Origin of the sequence: Bacillus sp. VT 712 (assembly GCF_001614195.1) — a bacterium.
Lineage (GTDB): Bacteria > Bacillota > Bacilli > Bacillales > Bacillaceae_H > Priestia > Priestia flexa.
In genome coordinates, this window is sequence record NZ_LWBK01000026.1 from 1 (window position 1) to 18,886 (window position 18,886).

The following is an 18,886-nucleotide window of genomic DNA, read 5'->3' on the forward strand; positions in this document are numbered from 1 at the left end:
TCAAGTCCGGAGTGAACGAGCGATTAAGCGTTTTTGGACCATTGTCCAGTTCACCTATGTTTTTGCGATGTACCTTAGAAAGGCTGCCTTTAACCTAGCCATTCAGTGCATAAGAAAACAAAAAATCGGCAGTATCATTGAGTTTGTGTATCGTGAAACCACAAATGGAACGTCACTTGAGCAAATTAAAAATGAGCTCCAAGTGGCATAGGGTACCTATCATTTCTAATCGAATGGAAATATTTGTATCTAAAAATGCTCATTATCAGTTAATATTTATTTGAGAATTAAAGTTGATGATATTCATTAATTTTGGAACTGCTGTATGAAGGGTTTCCTCTCTTTGAATACACGCTGTTGCAACTCCGTATATTCCCCAGCTCCAAAAGGTAGCTGTAACAAAGTGATCGGGATGTTGACCGTATTGTTTAGTTAACAATTGTTGTAGTGATTGGGTTAGATGTTTTTTTATTTCCGACTCAACTTTTGGTTTGAAAGCATCGTAGGCACGTTGACATTGCAATGATAGACCAGTTTGTGAATTGATAATGGCTTGAAGTGTTAGAATAATGGTCTTTTCACTAATTGCTTCTTGTTCTTCAATATCCTTAAATAATTTGTTTGTTATAATTTCTTGTTGTATAGCGTCGACCAAATCATATTTATCGACAAAATGATAATAAAAAGTGGAACGATTGATTTTTGCTTCCTCTGTTATATCCCCAATTGATATTTCTTCAAAATTCTTTCGCTTCGCTAATGTATAAAAGGCATCAATAATAGACTGTCTAGTACGTTGATTGCGTGGGTCCTGTTTTTTTATACTTTCTCCTATTCCAACGAACAAAGTTTAGGATTTGTTTGTTTTGTAATAGGAAGAAACTCATCAAAAAATTAGCATCTGCTTAGGTAAAAGCAGATGCTTTTTCAACAAAGAGGGATTATTAGGTTACTCTCCTTCTTTTTTTATTTAAATTCATAAAAATTACAAAAAAGTTAATTTATTATATATTAAAATTACGATAGATATAAAGGAGGTTGAGAATGGAGGTATTTGCCTGGTTTTTAATTTTATTTCATATAGCTGTTGCACTCTTCTGGATAGGAAATTCTTCTTACCTCTTTTCAAAAGGTGAAGTAATGAAAATAGATACTCGTTAAAAAATGATAAACGAATAAAAATTACTGCTAAACTTGCTTTTATGATAAAAATGCAAAATTCCCCATTGTCTATTTATGAAATTTATGTAACTATATTAATAAGGTCATCAGATGACCTTATTAGATATGAGCGCTTAATAATATAAGTCAACTAGGGGGAAGGGTTTATATGTTATTGTTCATTGCGCTAAGTGCAATCATTGCGCCATTTTTGTTTCTTGTAGTTCTAAGGATGTCAGCTGCTAAAGGAATGGCATTGAGTTCAATTATCGTCATATTGTTAGCGCTTACTATCTGGGGGATGGAAGGGAAAGTAATTTTAGCATCAATTTTTCAAGGAATACATAAAACATTTACGATTTTGTGGATTTTATTCGGTGCATTGGTATTGTTGAATACCCTTCGAAATACGGGTGGAGTTGTTCGAATCAATCAAGGCTTTCAAAGCATTTCAGCTGATATGCGTGTCCAAGTAGTTATTGTAGCTTTTTTATTTGGCTCACTTATTGAAGGAGCCGCTGGTTTTGGGACACCGGCGATGGTGACAGGCCCGCTATTATTGGCTCTGGGTTTTCAACCACTGGTGGCCGCCACCATTGCGCTAATTGCTGATAGTACAGCCGTTATGTTTGGAGCAGTGGGGACGCCAGTAGCAGTCGGACTCAGTAATATTCCAAGCGCAGATATTAATTTCTTTAAAGAAATTGCGGTGCAAGTCACAAGTTTAGACTTATTGGCGGGTGTCTTTATTCCATTTATTTTAATGGTTGTATTAACCACATTTAGTCGCAGTGGTATAAAAGATGCGCTGCAAATGTTTCCATGGACGTTCCTCATTGGAATTGTATATACGGGAAGCGCATTTCTGATTGCTAATTTCTTTGGGCATGAATTTGTCTCCATTTTAGCCTCTCTTATTACGTTAATTGTAGCAACTTTGACAGCAAAGAGAGGAATCTTATTACCTAAAGGAGAATGGAAAAAGGTAATGAGGAAAGATTTCAAGATAGCGGAAGATAAAGCGGAAATGGGCATTTTAACAGCATGGGCACCGTATATTATCGTTGTAGTCTTATTGCTGTTGACTAGAGTTATCCCAGGACTTAAGCAATTTGCGTTAACTGCTATTGACTTAACCTGGACGGATATTTTAGGAGTACAAGGTATTGTTTCTAAGTGGGAGTTTTTATATTCTCCAGGAACGATTCTAACTTTGGCAGCTGTGTTTGCTTTTCTTATTCAAAGAAAGTCTTATAAAACATTTTTGCAAGCATCAAAAGAGTCACTAGGTACAATGAAAATCACAGCGATTTCACTCATTGCAACGCTGGCGATGGTACAGGTGTTTGTTAATTCTGGATTGAACCTAAACAATTTAAATAGCATGCCAGAATATATTGCAGAATCATTAGCGAGTTCTTTGGGGGCAGTCTGGATTTTTGTAGCGCCATTCCTTGGAAAACTTGGGGCGTTCATTACTGGGAGTGCAACGGTATCCACATTAACCTTTTCACCAATTCAGTACAATGTTGCCCAAGCAATTGGCTTAAACTTAAACACTGTTTTAGCAGTTCAGCTCATTGGTGCTGCAGCGGGAAATATGATTTGTGTTCACAATGTGGTGGCTGCTAGTGCTGTTGTTGGTTTATCTGGTAAAGAGGGGGAAATTATTCGCAAAACGTTAGGAACAGCAGTTGTATATGTAGTATTAGCGGGTATAGCGGGGTTTCTCTTTTTAAATGTTTTTTAAATAAGAAAAGCAGGGTTCCCATTGTATTCTCTTATAAGTAAATCTATATAATAGAGAGATAGATGGGAGTTGAATGAAATGAACTATAAACGTGTTCGTGGAAAAAAAGCATATGAGGAAGTAGCTGAAACACTAATTGAATTAATTAAAGCGGGAGATCTAAAGCCCGGTGATAAATTAGAGTCTGTTGAAAAGTTAGCAAAAAGCTTTGATGTAGGGACGTCAACTATTCGCGAGGCTTTAAGTGGCTTACGTACAATGGGGCTAGTAGTAGCGAGGCATGGAGAAGGTACATTTGTAAATAACTTCGATCCTTCTAAATTCCAGTTGCCTGTTAACATTGCTTTTTTAATGAAGATTGAAGATATTAAGGAACTTTACAAAGTTCGTGAAATTTTAGAGCTAGGTACGGTAGCTCAAGCAGCAGCGGTGCACGAAGAAGAGGACCTATTAGCGCTTGAGAAAGCATTGATTGTAATGGAGAATGCAAGTGGGAATGAAGAGTTAGCATCAAGCGCTGATTTAGACTTCCACTTGGCCATTGCGAATGCGACACATAATAAATTACTTATTAATTTAATGAGCAGCGTGTCGTCGTTGATCTCTGAGACGATTCAAGAAACGAGAAAAGTATTCTTATATTCAGGTAATACAGTGGAAGATTTAAAAGTAGAGCATCGAAGAATCTTTGAAGCTATTAAAAATAGACAGCCGAATGAGGCGAGTGAAGCGATGCTTGAGCATTTACAAAATGTTCAAAGCCGTCTCTTTACATATATTGAATGATGTAACGGGCTGTTTACCAAATTTCTGAGAGGTGAGCAAGTATGAAAGTTTCCTTATTTAGTACATGCCTAAGTGATATTCTTTTTGCCAATGTCGCTAAAGATACGCTTGAAATCCTGGAACGATGCGGCTGTACAGTTGATTACCCTATGGAGCAAACGTGCTGTGGCCAACCAGCGTATAACAGCGGATACTTACAGGAAGCAAAGCAGTCAATGAAGCAAATGATGAAAGCTTTTCGTCATTCTGAATATATAGTTGGACCATCAGGATCATGCATTAGCATGTTGAAAGAGTATCCGGCTGTGTTCAAAGGAGATGTAGAATGGGAGAAAGAAGCAGAAGCTTTTGCAGCTAAGTGCTATGAGATTACTGAATTTCTTGTAGATGTATTAAACGTTACAGATTTAGATTCTTCGTTTAAAGGAAAAGTCACGTTTCATTCTTCCTGTCATATGAAACGACTGTTAGGAGTAAAGGAACAGCCTAAAGTACTGTTGAGAAACGTAAAAGGTGTAGAATTAGTTGACTTACCTTGTGAAGAAGATTGCTGTGGGTTTGGTGGTACGTTTGCTGTGAAAAACTCTGTTATTTCACAAGAGATGGTCAGTGAAAAGTCACGCCACGTATCAGAAACGGAAGCAGAGTATTTAGTGGGCGCTGATATGGGATGCTTAATGAATATTGGCGGTCGCATGAGTCGTGAAGGAAAAGAAGTTAAAGTCGTTCATATTACGGAGATTTTAAACACTCATTAAGAAACGGAGGAATGGAGATGAGCGTCAAAATTGGTGAAATTCCATACAAAGAACGAATTCAAAAAGGAATTGCAGATGATTTCATGAGGCAAGCTGTTTCCTCCGCTCAAGGAAGACTTCGAAATGGGCGATTGAGTCAGGCAGAAGCATTGGGAAACTGGGAAGATTGGAGACAGCTAGGTTCTGAAATTCGCACGCATACATTAGAGAATCTAGACTACTATTTGCAGCAACTAAGCGAGCAAGTAGCTAGACGAGGAGGAAATGTCTTTTTTGCAGAAACAGCAGAAGAAGCAAATGAGTATGTTAAAAGTGTGATAAAAAAGAAGGAAGCGAAAAAAGTTGTTAAATCAAAATCGATGGTAACGGAAGAAATCGGTTTAAATAAAGCGCTCGAAGAAGTAGGTGCTGAAGTTGTTGAATCTGATTTGGGCGAATGGATTTTACAATTGGATGAAGATCCACCTTCTCACATCGTAGCTCCTGCTCTTCATAAAAATAAAGGGCAAATACGAGAAACGTTTGCTAATAAAAAAGGATATGATGGCTCAGATACCCCGGAAGAGCTAGCAGCGTTCGCGCGAGAACAACTTCGTCAAGATTTTTTAGCGGCTGATGTGGGGGTTACAGGATGTAATTTTGCTATTGCAGAATCAGGTGCTATCACGCTTGTTACCAACGAGGGAAACGCAGAAATGGTCACAAGCCTCCCGGACACTGTTATTACAGTAATGGGAATGGAAAGAATTGTTCCAACTTGGGAAGAGATGGAGATACTTGTTAGTTTGCTAACGCGAGCAGCGGTTGGACAAAAGCTAACGAGCTATATCACTGCTATTACAGGGACAAGGCTTGATGAAGAAGTAGATGGTCCAGATGAATTTCATCTAGTTATTGTAGACAATGGCCGCTCGAAAATTTTAGGAACAGAATTTCAATCAGCACTTCACTGTATTCGCTGTGCAGCCTGTATTAACGCATGCCCTGTTTATCGTCATATCGGAGGGCATGCTTATAACTCAATTTACCCAGGACCGATTGGTGCAGTCATTACGCCGCTTTTAGAAGGCTATGATGATCATAAAGAGCTTCCATATGCATCGACGCTATGTGCAGCGTGCTCAGAGGCATGTCCTGTTAAAATCCCACTGCACGAGCATTTGGTTCGCCATCGTCAAATCATTGTGGAACGAGAAAATAAAGCACCTATGGCTGAAAAGCTCATGATGAAGGGATTTGCGAAGTGGTCAGCAAACCCATCTCTTTATAACTTAAGTGCAAATCTCGCTAAGCCTGCTCTTAGACCATGGACAAAAGAGGGCATGATTGAAAATGGACCGGGCCCATTGAAAGATTGGACGAGTGTACGTAATTTCTATGCTCCTGAAGGTCAGTCGTTCCGTGCTTGGTTTAAGCAACGACAGAAGGAGGGGGAGTCATAATGATACAGAATAGAGAGGCTTTTTTAGATAAATTAGCTACTACTTTAGGTAGAGAAAGAAGAGTCGAAGGTGTACAGCGTCCAGACTGGAGCGTTACACCACAGCATGACGTATTTAAAGATAAGACACAGGATGAGCTTGTCGATATTTTACAAGAGCATTGTAAAGTTATTCACACAACGTTTAAGCGAACAGGCCGTGAAGGGTTGCTTGGCGTTCTTGCGGAAACAATTAAAGGCTATAATGGGAAGTCGTTGATTACTTCAAACGACTTGCGACATGAGGAATACGGGTTAATGGACTTTTTTGATAGAAATGCTGAAGATCTTCATGTCCATATTTGGGAGGCTGAGAAGGGTAAGGTAAATCAACAAATTGCAGAAGTAGCTGACGTAGGTCTGGTGTTTAGCGATGTCACGCTTGCAGAGTCAGGAACGGTAACGCTCTTTCATAATAAAGATCACGGCAGATCAATTAGTTTGCTACCGAAAACGTTTGTTGCGATTATTCCCAAGAGTACGCTGGTACCTCGAATGACCCAAGCAGCTACGCTTATTCATAAAATGCAGACCCAAGGTGAAGACGTGCCTTCTTATGTGAGCTTTATTACTGGACCAAGCAATAGTGCTGATATTGAGATGAACCTGATTGTTGGTGTACACGGTCCTGTCAAAGCAACTTATATTGTAGTCGACTAACTTCTAGTGGGAATTTCCGTCTAATAGTTATGAAAAGGCTGTTTTTTAGGTAAGGTTTTATACTAGTGTGCTATAGATTTTGGTAAAGCTTCCCTTGATAATTGAAAAGGGAAGCTTCTTTATGTTTATAATGACGGTAAGACGAACTAAAGGGGGTGACTAGATGGATAGTATAATCTTTGACTTAGACGGAACGCTCTGGAATTCAATTGGAACAGTAGCTATCGCTTGGAACGAAGTCATTAAGAAGAGCAATTATGTTGAAAGAGAAGTAACAGAAAGAGCCTTTGAACAAACCATGGGTCTTCCATTTCAAGAAATTGCTCAAAAACTATTCCCAGAATTAGATGAACAAAAGCAAAAACAGATTCTAGCGGAGTGTTGTGAAGTAGAGAATACTTATTTGGAAAAACACGGTGGTAATCTGTATCCACAAGTAGAAGAAACGCTAAAAGAGCTCTCTAAAAAATATAAATTGTATATTGTGAGCAATTGCCAAGCAGGCTATATTGAAGCTTTTTATAACTATCATAAGCTAGATGCACATTTTATTGACTTTGAAAATCCTGGGCGCACAGGTTTATCAAAAGGTGAGAACATTAAGCTCATCATGAAGCGTAATAAATTAAAAAGTCCTGTGTATGTAGGAGACACACAAGGAGATTTTCAAGCAGCTCAGTATGCGGGTATTCCATTTGTCTACGCATCGTATGGATTTGGCGAAGTTGAAGCGCCTGATTATACAATTGGTACGTTTCAAGAGCTAAAAGAACTGTTTTAGCAGCTCTTTGGGTTTAAGATATATGTATGCCAATGCGCGCCGTTTCACAGTCTATATACATAAATATACCTTTGTCTTGAGAGGATGTGACAAAGTTAGCTTTCTTCTTCATTGAATGTAAGCGGTTCATATCCTAACATTATAAGTGTAATTATGATATAGAAAGGAAGAGAGCACATGGCTCAATCAAATATAAAAGTAGGCGTTCAAAAGTTTGGTAACTTTTTAAGCTCAATGGTAATGCCAAATATCGGGGCATTTATTGCCTGGGGTCTAATTACGGCACTATTTATTGAGAAAGGCTTTTTTCCAAATGAAGAGCTTGCTAAGCTTGTTGGACCAATGGTTACGTACTTATTGCCCCTTTTGATTGGTTATACTGGTGGTAAGCTTGTTCATGACCAGCGCGGTGCAGTTGTTGGTGCCATTGCTACAATGGGAGTTATTGTTGGAGCAGATATTCCAATGTTCCTTGGAGCGATGATTGTGGGTCCACTTGGTGGGTATGTTATTAAGAAATTTGATCAGTTAATTGACGGTAAAATTAAAACAGGCTTTGAAATGCTTGTAAACAATTTTTCGGCAGGTATTTTAGGTGGCGTATTAGCCATTTTAGCTTTCTTAGGTATTAGTCCTGCAGTAGATGCGTTTACCCAAGCGCTAATTGTTGGTGTAGATTGGTTAGTAGGTGCTGGATTACTTCCACTAACAAGCATTTTAATTGAACCAGCAAAAATTCTATTCTTAAATAATGCAATTAATCATGGAATCTTATCGCCAATTGGTGCAGAGCAAATTCGTACTACTGGCCAGTCTGTCTTGCTACTTCTTGAAGCAAATCCAGGCCCTGGTCTAGGCGTACTGTTAGCTTATTGGTTCTTTGGGCGTGGAACAGCGAAGCAGTCTGCTCCAGGTGCAGCAGTTATTCACTTTATTGGAGGTATTCACGAAATTTACTTCCCGTATGTGTTAATGCGTCCAATGCTTATTATTGCGACAATTTTAGGAGGTATGAGCGGTGTATTCACGCTTGTACTGCTAGGTGGAGGTCTTCAAGCAGTTGCATCTCCGGGTAGTATCTTAGCTATTTTAGCTGCAACGCCAGGTAATGCAGGAAGCTACATCGCAAACATCGCAGGGGTTCTGGTAGCGACAGTCGTATCGTTTATTGTTTCAGCGTTTATCCTAAAAACAGGTAAGCAAACAGAAGATTTAGATGAGGCAACGCGCAAGATGCAAGAGATGAAAGGTAAAAAGAGTTCGGTTGCTGGTTCAATTGTGACAAATAAATCAGCTTTACCACAAGGTGTTAACAAGATTGTATTCGCTTGTGACGCTGGAATGGGATCAAGTGCAATGGGAGCATCATTACTTCGTAAAAAAGTAAAAGAAGCCGGTTTAGATATCTTTGTTACAAATACAGCAATCAGCAATATTCCGAGTGATGCTCAAATTGTTATTACACAAGAAGAGCTTACTCCGCGTGCTCAAAATAAAATTCCAGAAGCATATCATATTTCAGTAGATAATTTCTTATCTAGCCCTGAATATGACAAGCTTATTAATAAGCTTAAAGATGATTCTTCAGCGGAAGGGCGAGCTCCTGAAGTGGAGGAAGTAGTGGAATCAAGTCAAGAAGATGATAGCTTACTGCGCGAAGAGAATATCTTCCTTAATCAAGAGTTTAACAACAAAGAAGAAGCGATTCGATTTGCAGGGGAAGTGCTTGTAAAAGGTGGTTATGTGGAAGAAAGCTACATTGAAGCCATGATTGAGCGTGACAATATGACGTCTACGTATATGGGAAATGATGTTGCTATTCCACACGGTACAGAAGAAGCGAAAAAGAACGTATTAAAATCGGGATTCACTGTGCTACAAGTTCCAAATGGCGTTGATTTTGATGGTGAAAAAGTACGTTTAATCTTTGGTATTGCTGGTAAAGATGGTACGCACCTCGAAATTCTATCAGGTATCGCAGTAACATGTTCTGACATGGATAACATTGAAAAAATGGTTCAAGCTAAATCAGCTAAAGAACTTAAAGCAATTATTCAAGGTGAGCTGAACTAAAGAAGTAAAAGAGTAGAAAGGCATGTGAAGTGCCTTTCTATTCGTTCTTTTTGAAAGGCGTTGATTTCTTTAGATAAGAAATGAGTTGATGCATGTGTTTATTACGTCCAGGGAAAAGACCATTATTGAGTTAATCATTAAAACGTCAGAAAAACATACGGCTTTATCCATTGCTAGTTTTTTGAAGGTAAGTGTTAGAACAGTACATCGGGATTTGAAAGCAATTGAATCCTTACTGAAGCAATTTAATTTGCAATTAGTTCGTACACAAGATGAAGGACTAATAATTAGCGGTAAGGATGAACAGATTTTCAAGTTGATCCAAGAACTTATGAAAGTTCAACCTACCGATCAGTCTCCGAAAGAACGTAAGCTACTATTGGTTATTAAGCTATTGGAAGAAGCATCTTTTAAGCTCCAAACGCTAGCTAAAGACTTAGGTGTTAGCATCACTACCTTAACCTCGTACTTGGATGAATTAACAGATTGGCTTGAACATTACAGTATAACCCTTGTTCGAAGAAGAGGAGTAGGGCTAGAGGTCGTTTCAACTGAAATCAATAAACGAAAAGCGCTTGCTAATTACTTTCTTGTTTATTTTGGAGAAGAGCTAATCGAACAGCTTTTTTTACTTGAAAATAATCAGTCAAAGCAGGAAAAGGCTTTATATTATTTTAATACTGCTTATTTGGCAGAGGTAGATCGCATTGTTAATTTGAAAATAAATAAAGGTCATTCTAGGTTAGCGGATAGCGATTATATGGGGTTAATGATTCATATATGCATCATGCTACAAAGGTCTGAGAAGGGCTTTCAGTTAGAAGAATCGATGTTAATTAATGAAGCGTCAAATGAGTACAAATTAATCAAAAGTGTGTGTCAAGAGCTCGAAGCACAGTTTTCTCTCAGCATTAACCCCAATGATATTACATTCTTAGCTGTTGTATTGCGAGCATCAAAGTTTCAAGTAGCCAACTCAGTGGATTACGATAGTCTAGTTTTAGGACGCATTATTAAGCGAGTTATTCAAGATGTTTCTACTCAGCTACACATTGATTTAACAAACGACTTTTCACTATTTCAAGGCTTGTTGGCACATATGGAACCATCTATATTTCGCATTCAACAGCACCTAGAAGCATTCAATCCGTTAACAGAAGAGATAAAAAAGAAGTATCCGCTGCTGTTTATGGCAGTAAGAAACAGCATGGAAAAAGAGTTTAAAGAGTTATCTTTTTCAGATGATGAAATTGCATATGTGGTTCTCCACTTTGGTTCTGCTTTAGTTGTGCGAGAGGAAAATGTGGTAATTAAAGCTTTAGTTGTATGTCCAACAGGCATTGGTACATCTAAGATGCTAGCGAGTCGGATAAAAAAAGAATTTATTGAAATTGATTCTGTTGATGTGAAATCAATTAAAGAGATTCATGAAACGAATACAGAGAGGTACGATCTTATTATTTCAACCGTTCGTTTACCATTTTTAGCATGTGAATACATCTTAGTTAATCCGCTGCTTAGCGATGAAGACATTAATTCTATTCGGACCTTTCTTCAAAAAAATGTGGAGGAGTTAACACAAAAGAACCGATATTCAGCAAAAAGCAATATAACCGCTACTTCAATTCCAGCTAGTAGGCCGCCTTTTCAACAAATAATGAAAGAAATAAAAGAAGTGTATACAAGTATTGATTCAATTTTTGACAATCTAAGAATTTACCGAGAAAGTTCGGAGATAGACCATGAACGAATCATTGCTCGTATGGTTGCGGCTGCTGAACGCGAAGCTTTGGTTTCAAATAAAGAAGCTATTGTCCAAAAACTCAAGGAAAGAGAAGAAAAAGGGGGACTTGGTATTCCAGAAACAAGCATGGCTCTTTTTCACTGTCGTCATGAAGGAGTAGGAAAACTATTGTTTCAAATCTCTCATTTACACTATCCGTGTCAGGTAAAAGGAATGGATGGAAAGATGATGGAAGTCCGAAACCTACTGCTGATGTTGGCGCCAGAAAATCTTACCATCCGCGAGCAAGAGATTTTAAGCTTAATTAGTACAAACTTGATTGAAGATAAAGAAGCGATGATGATTTTTTCTTCGTCTAATGAAGAGATGATTCGAAAAAAACTGGAAGATACATTTTATGAATACTTACAAAATAATTTAATAAAGGAATGATAAGTGTGAAAACAGTTGTACATTTTGGCGCAGGTAATATTGGAAGAGGGTTTATCGGTTCACTATTTGCTCAGTCGGGATACCACGTTACGTTTGTTGATATTGCGCAAACAGTTATTGATAAACTCAATGAAGGTAAAGGGTACCATGTGAAAACCGCAGCAGAAAATGCCGAAGTGATTGAAGTGAATAATGTGTCTGGCTTAAATAATATGACGCAAGAGGAAGAAGTATTGGACGCTTTAAAAACAGCTACCTATATCACAACAGCTATCGGACCAACAATTTTACCTCGTATTGCGCCGTTGATTGCAAAAGGCTTAGCAGCTCGCGTCAAGGAAAACGATGAGAAAGTGTACGTTATTGCATGTGAAAATCAAATCTCGGCAACGGAATTACTAAAAGGTTATATTCTAGAAAACCTAGATGAAGAAACAAAAGAAGAGCTTTCTAAAAAAGTATCATTCTTTAACTCAGCAGTCGATCGTATTGTACCAATTCAATCGAATCCAGACTCTATTGATGTATTGGTTGAGCCATATTATGAGTGGGTAGTAGAGACAACAGAAGATATTCCAACAGTTGAAGGAATGAAAATTGTTCCGGACTTAGCGCCATTTATCGAACGTAAGCTTTTTACGGTTAATACAGGACACGCCGTAATTGCCTACTTAGGGTACTTGCAAGGAAAAGAAACAATTCATCAGACATTAGAGGATGCTGAGATTTATGAACAGGTACAAAAGACGTTGAAAGAAACAGGTGCGTATCTTGTTCAAAGGTATGGTCTTGATCAAGGTGAACATGAGGCATACATTAAGAAGATTATTGAGCGCTTCAAAAATGCTTATTTAAACGACTCTGTTAATCGTGTAGGGCGTTCACCTATTCGTAAGCTAGGCTCTCAAGATCGATTAGTTCGTCCAGCTGTAGAAGCAAAACAAGCAGGTTTGCCATATGCAAACTTAGCAAAGGCAATCGCTGCAGCATTGCTGTTTAATCCTTCAGAAGATGAAGAAGCTGTTCAGCTACAGACAATGCTTGAAGAACACGGTATTTTGTATGTGCTAAGTAAAGTGAGCGACTTACATGAAAACGATGATTTAACTCAAGAAATAATTAAGCACTACTCTCAATTACAGAAATAAAAATATCTTTTCCAAAACGAGCCTTATAATAAAAAGAGGCTCGTTTTCTAATGGAGTAAAAGGGGAGAGAGGATCCATGATAAAACCAAAAATATTTCAAGTTAACGGAACGGAGTATACTGTTCGACCTGCTAAAGTCAGTGATGCACCTGCACTTGCTGAATTGCGGTTACAAATTGATGGTGAAACAGAACATTTCGATCGTGTACAAGGAGAAGACCTGATTGATGAAGGGGAATTTAAGGAGTTAATTTTGCTGGACACGTCTATACCCAACCATTTATTTCTCGTCGCGGAAGTAGAAGGGAACCTTGTTGGTTTTTCTAGGTGTGAAGGCAGTCATCTGAAGCGTATCAAACATCAAGTCGAATTTGGAGCAGGTGTCATAAAAGAGTTTTGGGGATTAAAAATAGGTCAGGCATTACTAAGTCAATCGATTCTTTGGGCTCATCATCAAGGTCTTGTTAAGATGACGTTAAAGGTCATTGAAACGAATAAAAGTGCTATATATGTTTACAAAAAGTATGAGTTTGAAATAGAAGGAATTTTAAAGAAGCATAAGCGTCTATCTGATGGTCATTATTACAACACACTTATTATGAGCCGCTTTTTTAGCTGAATCATTCGTTTCGACTTCTCTTCAGAGGGAATACTTTCTATATCAATAAGTATCCGTAGGGAAAGGAGAAAAAATCGATGAGCTCTATTATTTATCAAAAATCTACGATGGTAGCATTGCTAGAAGGTGTTTATGATGGAACAATGACAAAAGAAGAGCTTTCTCAAAAAGGAGATTTTGGCCTGGGAACATTTCAGGCGTTAGATGGTGAAATGCTAGCGGTAGATGGGGGTTTTTATCATTTAAGAGAAGGAAAAGCGGTAGAGGTAGAAGCAAAAGACGTGCTTCCATTTGCCGTGATGACGTATTTTAAAGGCCAAACAGAAATGATTTTAGATGATGTGTTAACTCAGAAAGAGCTTGAGCAACAGCTAGAAGCTCAAATGAGTAGTGAAAACGTCTTTTATGCAATTAAGATAGAAGGAGTTTTTAAACAAGTAAAAACAAGAACGGTAGCGAAACAAAGAAAGCCATATCCACCAATGACGGAAGTCGCTGAAAGCCAACCTGTTTTTGAACTGGAAGATGTAAAAGGAACAATGGTAGGTTTTTTTACGCCAAATTATGTAGCAGGTGTAGGAATTCCAGGATACCACTTCCATTTTATTGATGAACATAAAACGGCAGGTGGTCATGTTTTAGATGTAACAGTTCAAGATGTAAAGGTAATCTTAGAAGAAAAAACGTTTTTGGAATTGGACTTAGATGATACTCAGCGTTTTCGTAATGCTAATTTAGACAAAGAAAATATAAGAGAGGAAATTGAAGAAGTGGAATAAAGCATCGTTTAAGCGATGCTTTTTTTAATCCAAGTAAATGGAAATTTTTAAGTGCCATAATTGCAAAAAACTCCTTGTGCTCAGCTTTAAAACATGTATAATAATACGAGTTGAAAGTAAACTTTAAGTTAAGTGTTACAAAACTTTATTTACTGGAAGTTTACTTATTTTAAACATGTTGAGGTTTAAATAAATGGAGATAGGTAAGAAGATTAAAAACTTACGTTTAAAAAAAGGATTAACGCAAGAAGAGCTTGGAGAACGGACTGACCTTAGCAAAGGTTATATTTCACAGTTAGAGCGAGATTTAAGTTCTCCTTCTCTTGAAACGTTTTTTAGTATTTTAGAAGTGTTGGGCTGCCAACCAAACGAGTTTTTTGATCAAGATACAACGGTGCAGAAAGTTGTATATAAAAAAGAAGACTACACCAATTATTGTGATGAAGAAAAAGGCTATCACATTGAATGGTTAGTTCATGAATCGAATGAAAAAGAAATGGAACCTATTCGCTTAATTTTAGAAAAAAAAGGTGAATTTAAAGAATTTGAGCCTTCCTTATCTGAAACCTTTGGCTATGTGCTAAAAGGAGCTGTTATTGTTCAAATTGGTCAGCGAACGTATGAAGCGAAAGAAGGAGAAACGATTTACTTCCAAGCTGCTGAAGAGCATAAAATGTTCAATGCCTATGACGGCGTCACCGAGCTTATTGTAGTAGCGACAGAATCATATTTATAAAGAGATTAAGAGGAGAGACGATTGAAATGAACGATAATCAAGCGATTATTCGCTTTGAAAATGTAACAAAGCAATACGACAACGATTCAATAGTGCTTGATAATGTAAGCTTTGAAATTGAAAGAGGAAAGTTTTATACGCTACTAGGTCCATCAGGGTGTGGTAAAACGACTATCTTACGCTTAATTGCAGGGTTTACAGAGGCTTCAAGCGGAGATATCTATTTCAACGGTAAGAAAATTAATTCCGTGCCGGCTAACAAACGTCAAGTAAATACTGTGTTTCAGGATTATGCATTGTTTCCGCACCTTAATGTATTTGAAAACATTGCATTTGGATTACGAATAAAAAAAGTAAAGAATACAGAAGTCAAAAAGCGAGTGAGTGAAGCACTTCGATTCGTTAATTTAGAAGGATATGAAAATCGTGAAATTAAAGAGATGTCTGGAGGGCAACGCCAGCGCGTGGCAATTGCTCGAGCAATTGTAAACCAACCGGAGGTCATTTTACTTGATGAACCGCTATCGGCACTGGATTTAAAACTGCGTACGGAAATGCAGTATGAACTAAGAGAACTTCAGCGCCGATTAGGTATCACATTTATTTTTGTTACGCATGACCAAGAAGAAGCACTAGCGATGTCTGATGAAATCTTTGTATTAAACAAAGGACATATTCAGCAAAGTGGTGCACCAACAGATATTTATGATGAACCAATTAATCGCTTTGTAGCAGATTTCATTGGGGAGTCAAATATTATTCCAGGAAGTATGGTTGAGGACTTTGTTGTAGAGTTTGCGGGTGAACGTTTTGAATGCGTCGATAAAGGCTTCGACCCAAATGAAAAAATAGAGATTGTCATTCGTCCGGAAGACTTAGAAATTACGGATCCAGAAAAAGGTAAAATTCAAGTGAAGGTTGACTCTCAGCTGTTTAGAGGGGTTCATTATGAAATTTGTGGATACGATAAGGATGGAAACGAGTGGCTTGTGCATTCAACAAAAAAGGCAACAGTAGACGAAGAAATTGGTCTTTACTTTGAACCTGAAGCAATTCACGTTATGCGCTTTGGTGAAACAGAGGAAGAGTTTGATAAGAGGCTAGAAGCATATGGTGACGAGACTCATGCAAACTAAGTCACGTAATATTTATTTAGTACCGTATCTGCTTTTTATAGCTTTGTTTGTTATTGCACCGATTGCCTTAGTTCTTTACTATTCGTTCTTTGATATTCACAATGAGTTCACTTTAGCCAATTACGAAAAGTTTTTTACACCTGTTTATTTAAAAATGACACTCAGCTCGTTTTGGTATGCTTTTTTAATTACGCTATTTTCATTATTAATTGCTTATCCTACAGCGTACTTGTTAACTAAAACAAGACATAAGCAACTATGGCTGTTGTTGATTATTTTACCAACTTGGATTAACTTACTGCTAAAAGCATATGCGTTTTTAGGGATTTTCGGTACGTATGGAACAATTAACAGCTTTAGTGAGTTTTTAGGATTTGGCACTCATCAAATATTATTTACTGATTTTAGTTTTGTTTTTGTATCTGTTTATATCTTTATTCCATTTATGATTTTACCAATTTTCAACTCGCTAGAAGAACTGAACCCTTCTTTAATATATGCATCGCGTGATCTAGGGGCTTCTTCATGGACAACATTCCGTCGAGTTATATTCCCACTCACATTAAATGGCGTGAAGTCAGGGTGCCAAGCGGTCTTTATTCCTGCGCTATCACTCTTCATGATTACTCGTCTAATTGCCGGGAACCGAGTGATTACGCTTGGTACTGCAATTGAGCAGCATTTCTTAGTAACACAAGACTGGGGAATGGGAGCGACGATTGCGGTCTTCTTAATTATTGCGATGGCAATTATGATGATTGCAACTGGAACTAGAAAGAGAGGACTATAAAATGATGAAGAAATGGAAATGGAGCAATATATATTTAATTTTAGTTTTTGTCATTTTATATGCCCCAATCTTTTACCTTATGTATTATTCATTCAATAGCGGTGGTTCAATGAGAGAGTTTGAAGGCTTTACATTGCAATGGTATAAAGAAGTCTTTCAAGATACAAGGTTATTAATCATTGTATTAAACACTCTTATTATTGCTTTGCTTTCATCCGTAATTTCAACAATTCTTGGGATTATTGGAGCGCTTGCAATTATTTATGTGAAAAGAAGAAGAGTTCAAAATACGCTGCTGACGTTAAACAATGTTCTCATTGTTAGCCCAGATGTCATCATAGGAGCTTCTTTCCTTATTTTATTTACGATTGTTGGAATTAAGCTTGGCTTTACATCTGTTCTACTGGCCCACATTGCTTTTAGTGTTCCAATTGTTGTTATTATGATTCTTCCAAAGCTTCAAGAAATGAGCCCAACTCTAATTGATGCAGCACGGGATTTAGGGGCGAGCCGTTTTCAAGTATTATCAAAAGTCATTTTGCCGTTTATTTCACCGGGAATCTTTGCAGGATTCTTTTTAGCGCTGACTTATTCGTTAGATGATTTTGCAGTTACGTTCTTTGTAACAGGCAACGGATTTTCTACACTGTCGGTTGAAATTTACTCACTAGCAAGACGCGGCGTATCATTAACGATTAACGCACTGTCTACGCTAATTTTCTTATTTACTGTGCTCTTAGTAGTAGGCTACTATTTTGTTAGCCAGCGTAATCTTCGTACGAAAGGAGGCGGGGTTGAGAAATGAAACAATTAATGCGGTCATTTGTTGTTATTGTAGCCATTTCACTCGTCTTAATGTACGTTGTATCTCGGTTAAACTCTGCTCAGGGATATTCAGGAGGTAATACCTTGACCGTGTATAACTGGGGTGATTATATTGATCCAGAAATTATTGATGAGTTTGAGGAAGAGACTGGGATTAAAGTTATCTACCAAACGTTTGATTCCAATGAGGCAATGATGACAAAAATTGAACAAGGTGGCACCACGTTTGATATTGCGGTACCATCAGAGTACGCGATTAGCAAAATGAAGGAAGAAGATTTACTACTTCCTGTAGAACATAAGCAGCTACCTAACTTAAAACATATTAATCCACGCTTCCTCAACTTATCGTTTGATGAAGGAAATAGATATTCTATTCCTTACTTTTGGGGAACAGTAGGTGTTGTTTATAACAAAGAAATGCTAAATGGCAAGGAGATTACGAGCTGGGACGATTTATGGGACCCAGAATTAAGAAATCAAATCCTGTTAGCTGATGGTGCACGAGAAGTGATAGGAATGGGACTTAACAGCTTAGCCTATTCGCTAAATGACACGAATAAAACGCATTTAAGAGAAGCGAAAGAAAAACTAGATACGTTAACACCCAACGTTAAAGCGATTGTTGGAGACGAAATTAAAATGTTGCTAGCAAACGAAGAGGCATCCGTCGGTTTAGTTTGGTCTGGTGATGCTTCAGAGATTATGAGTGAAAATGAAGATCTAGATTATGTAGTCCCAGAAGAAGGGTCGAACCTGTGGTTTGATAATATGGTAATTCCTAAAACAGCAAAAAATATTGAGGGTGCTCACCAGTTTATGAATTTCATGTTAGACCCAGAAATCGCAGCTCGAAATGCTGAATATGTAGGGTATTCAACGCCAAACGAAAAGGCTCTTGATTATTTACCGGATGAAGTTGCAGAGGATAAGCGCTTCTATCCAGATGAAGCATTAACTGAAAAGTTAGAGGTGTATGATAATCTAGGAAAAGAAATGTTAAGCTACTACAACGAATTATTTTTAGAGTTTAAAATGCATAGAAAATAGGTGTTGTTTTCACTCCCTTTATCTCACCAACAAGGATAAATGTGTAAAATAAATAGGTTTTACTCCCTGTTGAAAAGATAAAAATAGACCTTTAATATAGAGATAAGAAAGCTAATGACATGATTTATTATGTCATTAGCTTTTTTTATGAAACTTTTTTAAAAATAGGGGAAAAGTA

At 37.6% G+C, this 18,886-nt stretch carries 17 protein-coding genes and 1 pseudogene; 17 read left to right on the forward strand and 1 reads right to left on the reverse strand.

Features of this window, described 5'->3' with window-relative positions:
- A pseudogene (locus tag A2U94_RS21580) lies at nt 1–211 on the forward strand (IS701-like element ISPlan1 family transposase); the annotation flags it as partial.
- A 54-nt stretch (nt 212–265) separates the two neighbouring features.
- Here the strand turns inward: A2U94_RS21580 and A2U94_RS13330 are convergent.
- Nucleotides 266–847, reverse strand: coding sequence for a TetR/AcrR family transcriptional regulator (locus tag A2U94_RS13330; protein ID WP_025910562.1), 582 nt, complete (start codon nt 845–847; stop codon nt 266–268).
- 483 nt (nt 848–1,330) lie between these two features.
- Here A2U94_RS13330 and A2U94_RS13335 point away from each other — a divergent pair, with 483 nt between their 5' ends.
- The 16 genes from A2U94_RS13335 (at nt 1,331) to A2U94_RS13410 (ending at nt 18,708) form a co-directional block, all read left to right on the forward strand.
- Nucleotides 1,331–2,911 (forward strand): L-lactate permease, encoded by a 1,581-nt coding sequence (locus tag A2U94_RS13335; RefSeq protein ID WP_025910563.1) that lies wholly within the window; start codon nt 1,331–1,333, stop codon nt 2,909–2,911.
- 78 nt (nt 2,912–2,989) lie between these two features.
- Nucleotides 2,990–3,697: a FadR/GntR family transcriptional regulator gene (locus A2U94_RS13340; RefSeq protein ID WP_025910564.1), complete on the forward strand. Its 708-nt coding sequence runs from the start codon at nt 2,990–2,992 to the stop codon at nt 3,695–3,697.
- Between the two features lie 41 nt (nt 3,698–3,738).
- Nucleotides 3,739–4,455, forward strand: a complete 717-nt coding sequence (locus A2U94_RS13345; protein WP_025910567.1) for a (Fe-S)-binding protein — start codon at nt 3,739–3,741, stop codon at nt 4,453–4,455.
- A gap of 17 nt (nt 4,456–4,472) precedes the next feature.
- Nucleotides 4,473–5,897, forward strand: a complete 1,425-nt coding sequence (locus A2U94_RS13350; protein ID WP_025910568.1) for a LutB/LldF family L-lactate oxidation iron-sulfur protein — start codon at nt 4,473–4,475, stop codon at nt 5,895–5,897.
- Nucleotides 5,897–6,595 carry a LutC/YkgG family protein gene (locus A2U94_RS13355; protein WP_035321018.1) on the forward strand — a complete coding sequence of 233 codons (699 nt, stop codon included), beginning with the start codon at nt 5,897–5,899 and terminating at the stop codon, nt 6,593–6,595. Before A2U94_RS13350 ends, A2U94_RS13355 begins: the two co-directional genes overlap by 1 nt.
- A gap of 163 nt (nt 6,596–6,758) precedes the next feature.
- A complete protein-coding gene (locus A2U94_RS13360; protein ID WP_025910571.1) occupies nt 6,759–7,376 on the forward strand; it encodes an HAD family hydrolase in 618 nt (205 codons plus the stop codon).
- A 177-nt stretch (nt 7,377–7,553) separates the two neighbouring features.
- Nucleotides 7,554–9,449 (forward strand): PTS mannitol transporter subunit IICBA, encoded by a 1,896-nt coding sequence (locus A2U94_RS13365; RefSeq protein WP_025910573.1) that lies wholly within the window; start codon nt 7,554–7,556, stop codon nt 9,447–9,449.
- An 88-nt stretch (nt 9,450–9,537) separates the two neighbouring features.
- Nucleotides 9,538–11,625 (forward strand): BglG family transcription antiterminator, encoded by a 2,088-nt coding sequence (locus tag A2U94_RS13370; protein WP_035321019.1) that lies wholly within the window; start codon nt 9,538–9,540, stop codon nt 11,623–11,625.
- A 5-nt stretch (nt 11,626–11,630) separates the two neighbouring features.
- The gene (locus A2U94_RS13375) at nt 11,631–12,773 is read left to right on the forward strand and encodes a mannitol-1-phosphate 5-dehydrogenase (protein WP_025910575.1); all 1,143 of its coding nucleotides are present in this window, start codon (nt 11,631–11,633) and stop codon (nt 12,771–12,773) included.
- A 76-nt stretch (nt 12,774–12,849) separates the two neighbouring features.
- Entirely contained in the window at nt 12,850–13,392 is a 543-nt protein-coding gene (locus A2U94_RS13380; protein ID WP_025910577.1) for a GNAT family N-acetyltransferase, read from the forward strand.
- Nucleotides 13,393–13,469: 77 nt separating this feature from the next.
- The gene (gene budA, locus A2U94_RS13385) at nt 13,470–14,171 is read left to right on the forward strand and encodes an acetolactate decarboxylase (RefSeq protein WP_025910579.1); all 702 of its coding nucleotides are present in this window, start codon (nt 13,470–13,472) and stop codon (nt 14,169–14,171) included.
- 193 nt (nt 14,172–14,364) lie between these two features.
- Nucleotides 14,365–14,907: a helix-turn-helix domain-containing protein gene (locus A2U94_RS13390; protein WP_025910581.1), complete on the forward strand. Its 543-nt coding sequence runs from the start codon at nt 14,365–14,367 to the stop codon at nt 14,905–14,907.
- 26 nt (nt 14,908–14,933) lie between these two features.
- Nucleotides 14,934–16,043 carry an ABC transporter ATP-binding protein gene (locus A2U94_RS13395; protein WP_025910582.1) on the forward strand — a complete coding sequence of 370 codons (1,110 nt, stop codon included), beginning with the start codon at nt 14,934–14,936 and terminating at the stop codon, nt 16,041–16,043.
- On the forward strand, nt 16,033–16,833 hold the full coding sequence (locus A2U94_RS13400; protein ID WP_025910584.1) for an ABC transporter permease: 801 nt from the start codon (nt 16,033–16,035) through the stop codon (nt 16,831–16,833). Before A2U94_RS13395 ends, A2U94_RS13400 begins: the two co-directional genes overlap by 11 nt.
- 1 nt (nt 16,834) lies before the next feature.
- Nucleotides 16,835–17,638 (forward strand): ABC transporter permease, encoded by an 804-nt coding sequence (locus A2U94_RS13405; RefSeq protein ID WP_025910587.1) that lies wholly within the window; start codon nt 16,835–16,837, stop codon nt 17,636–17,638.
- Nucleotides 17,635–18,708, forward strand: coding sequence for an ABC transporter substrate-binding protein (locus A2U94_RS13410; RefSeq protein WP_025910588.1), 1,074 nt, complete (start codon nt 17,635–17,637; stop codon nt 18,706–18,708). Before A2U94_RS13405 ends, A2U94_RS13410 begins: the two co-directional genes overlap by 4 nt.
- Nucleotides 18,709–18,886: the final 178 nt, after the last annotated feature.

Coding starts and splice junctions, on each gene's coding strand:
- A2U94_RS13335 (WP_025910563.1), top strand. CDS start 1,331: ATGTTATTGTTCATTGCGCTAAGTGCAATCATTGCGCCATTTTTGTTT.
- A2U94_RS13340 (WP_025910564.1), top strand. CDS start 2,990: ATGAACTATAAACGTGTTCGTGGAAAAAAAGCATATGAGGAAGTAGCT.
- A2U94_RS13345 (WP_025910567.1), top strand. CDS start 3,739: ATGAAAGTTTCCTTATTTAGTACATGCCTAAGTGATATTCTTTTTGCC.
- A2U94_RS13350 (WP_025910568.1), top strand. CDS start 4,473: ATGAGCGTCAAAATTGGTGAAATTCCATACAAAGAACGAATTCAAAAA.
- A2U94_RS13355 (WP_035321018.1), top strand. CDS start 5,897: ATGATACAGAATAGAGAGGCTTTTTTAGATAAATTAGCTACTACTTTA.
- A2U94_RS13360 (WP_025910571.1), top strand. CDS start 6,759: ATGGATAGTATAATCTTTGACTTAGACGGAACGCTCTGGAATTCAATT.
- A2U94_RS13365 (WP_025910573.1), top strand. CDS start 7,554: ATGGCTCAATCAAATATAAAAGTAGGCGTTCAAAAGTTTGGTAACTTT.
- A2U94_RS13370 (WP_035321019.1), top strand. CDS start 9,538: ATGCATGTGTTTATTACGTCCAGGGAAAAGACCATTATTGAGTTAATC.
- A2U94_RS13380 (WP_025910577.1), top strand. CDS start 12,850: ATGATAAAACCAAAAATATTTCAAGTTAACGGAACGGAGTATACTGTT.
- budA (WP_025910579.1), top strand. CDS start 13,470: ATGAGCTCTATTATTTATCAAAAATCTACGATGGTAGCATTGCTAGAA.
- A2U94_RS13390 (WP_025910581.1), top strand. CDS start 14,365: ATGGAGATAGGTAAGAAGATTAAAAACTTACGTTTAAAAAAAGGATTA.
- A2U94_RS13395 (WP_025910582.1), top strand. CDS start 14,934: ATGAACGATAATCAAGCGATTATTCGCTTTGAAAATGTAACAAAGCAA.
- A2U94_RS13400 (WP_025910584.1), top strand. CDS start 16,033: ATGCAAACTAAGTCACGTAATATTTATTTAGTACCGTATCTGCTTTTT.
- A2U94_RS13405 (WP_025910587.1), top strand. CDS start 16,835: ATGATGAAGAAATGGAAATGGAGCAATATATATTTAATTTTAGTTTTT.
- A2U94_RS13410 (WP_025910588.1), top strand. CDS start 17,635: ATGAAACAATTAATGCGGTCATTTGTTGTTATTGTAGCCATTTCACTC.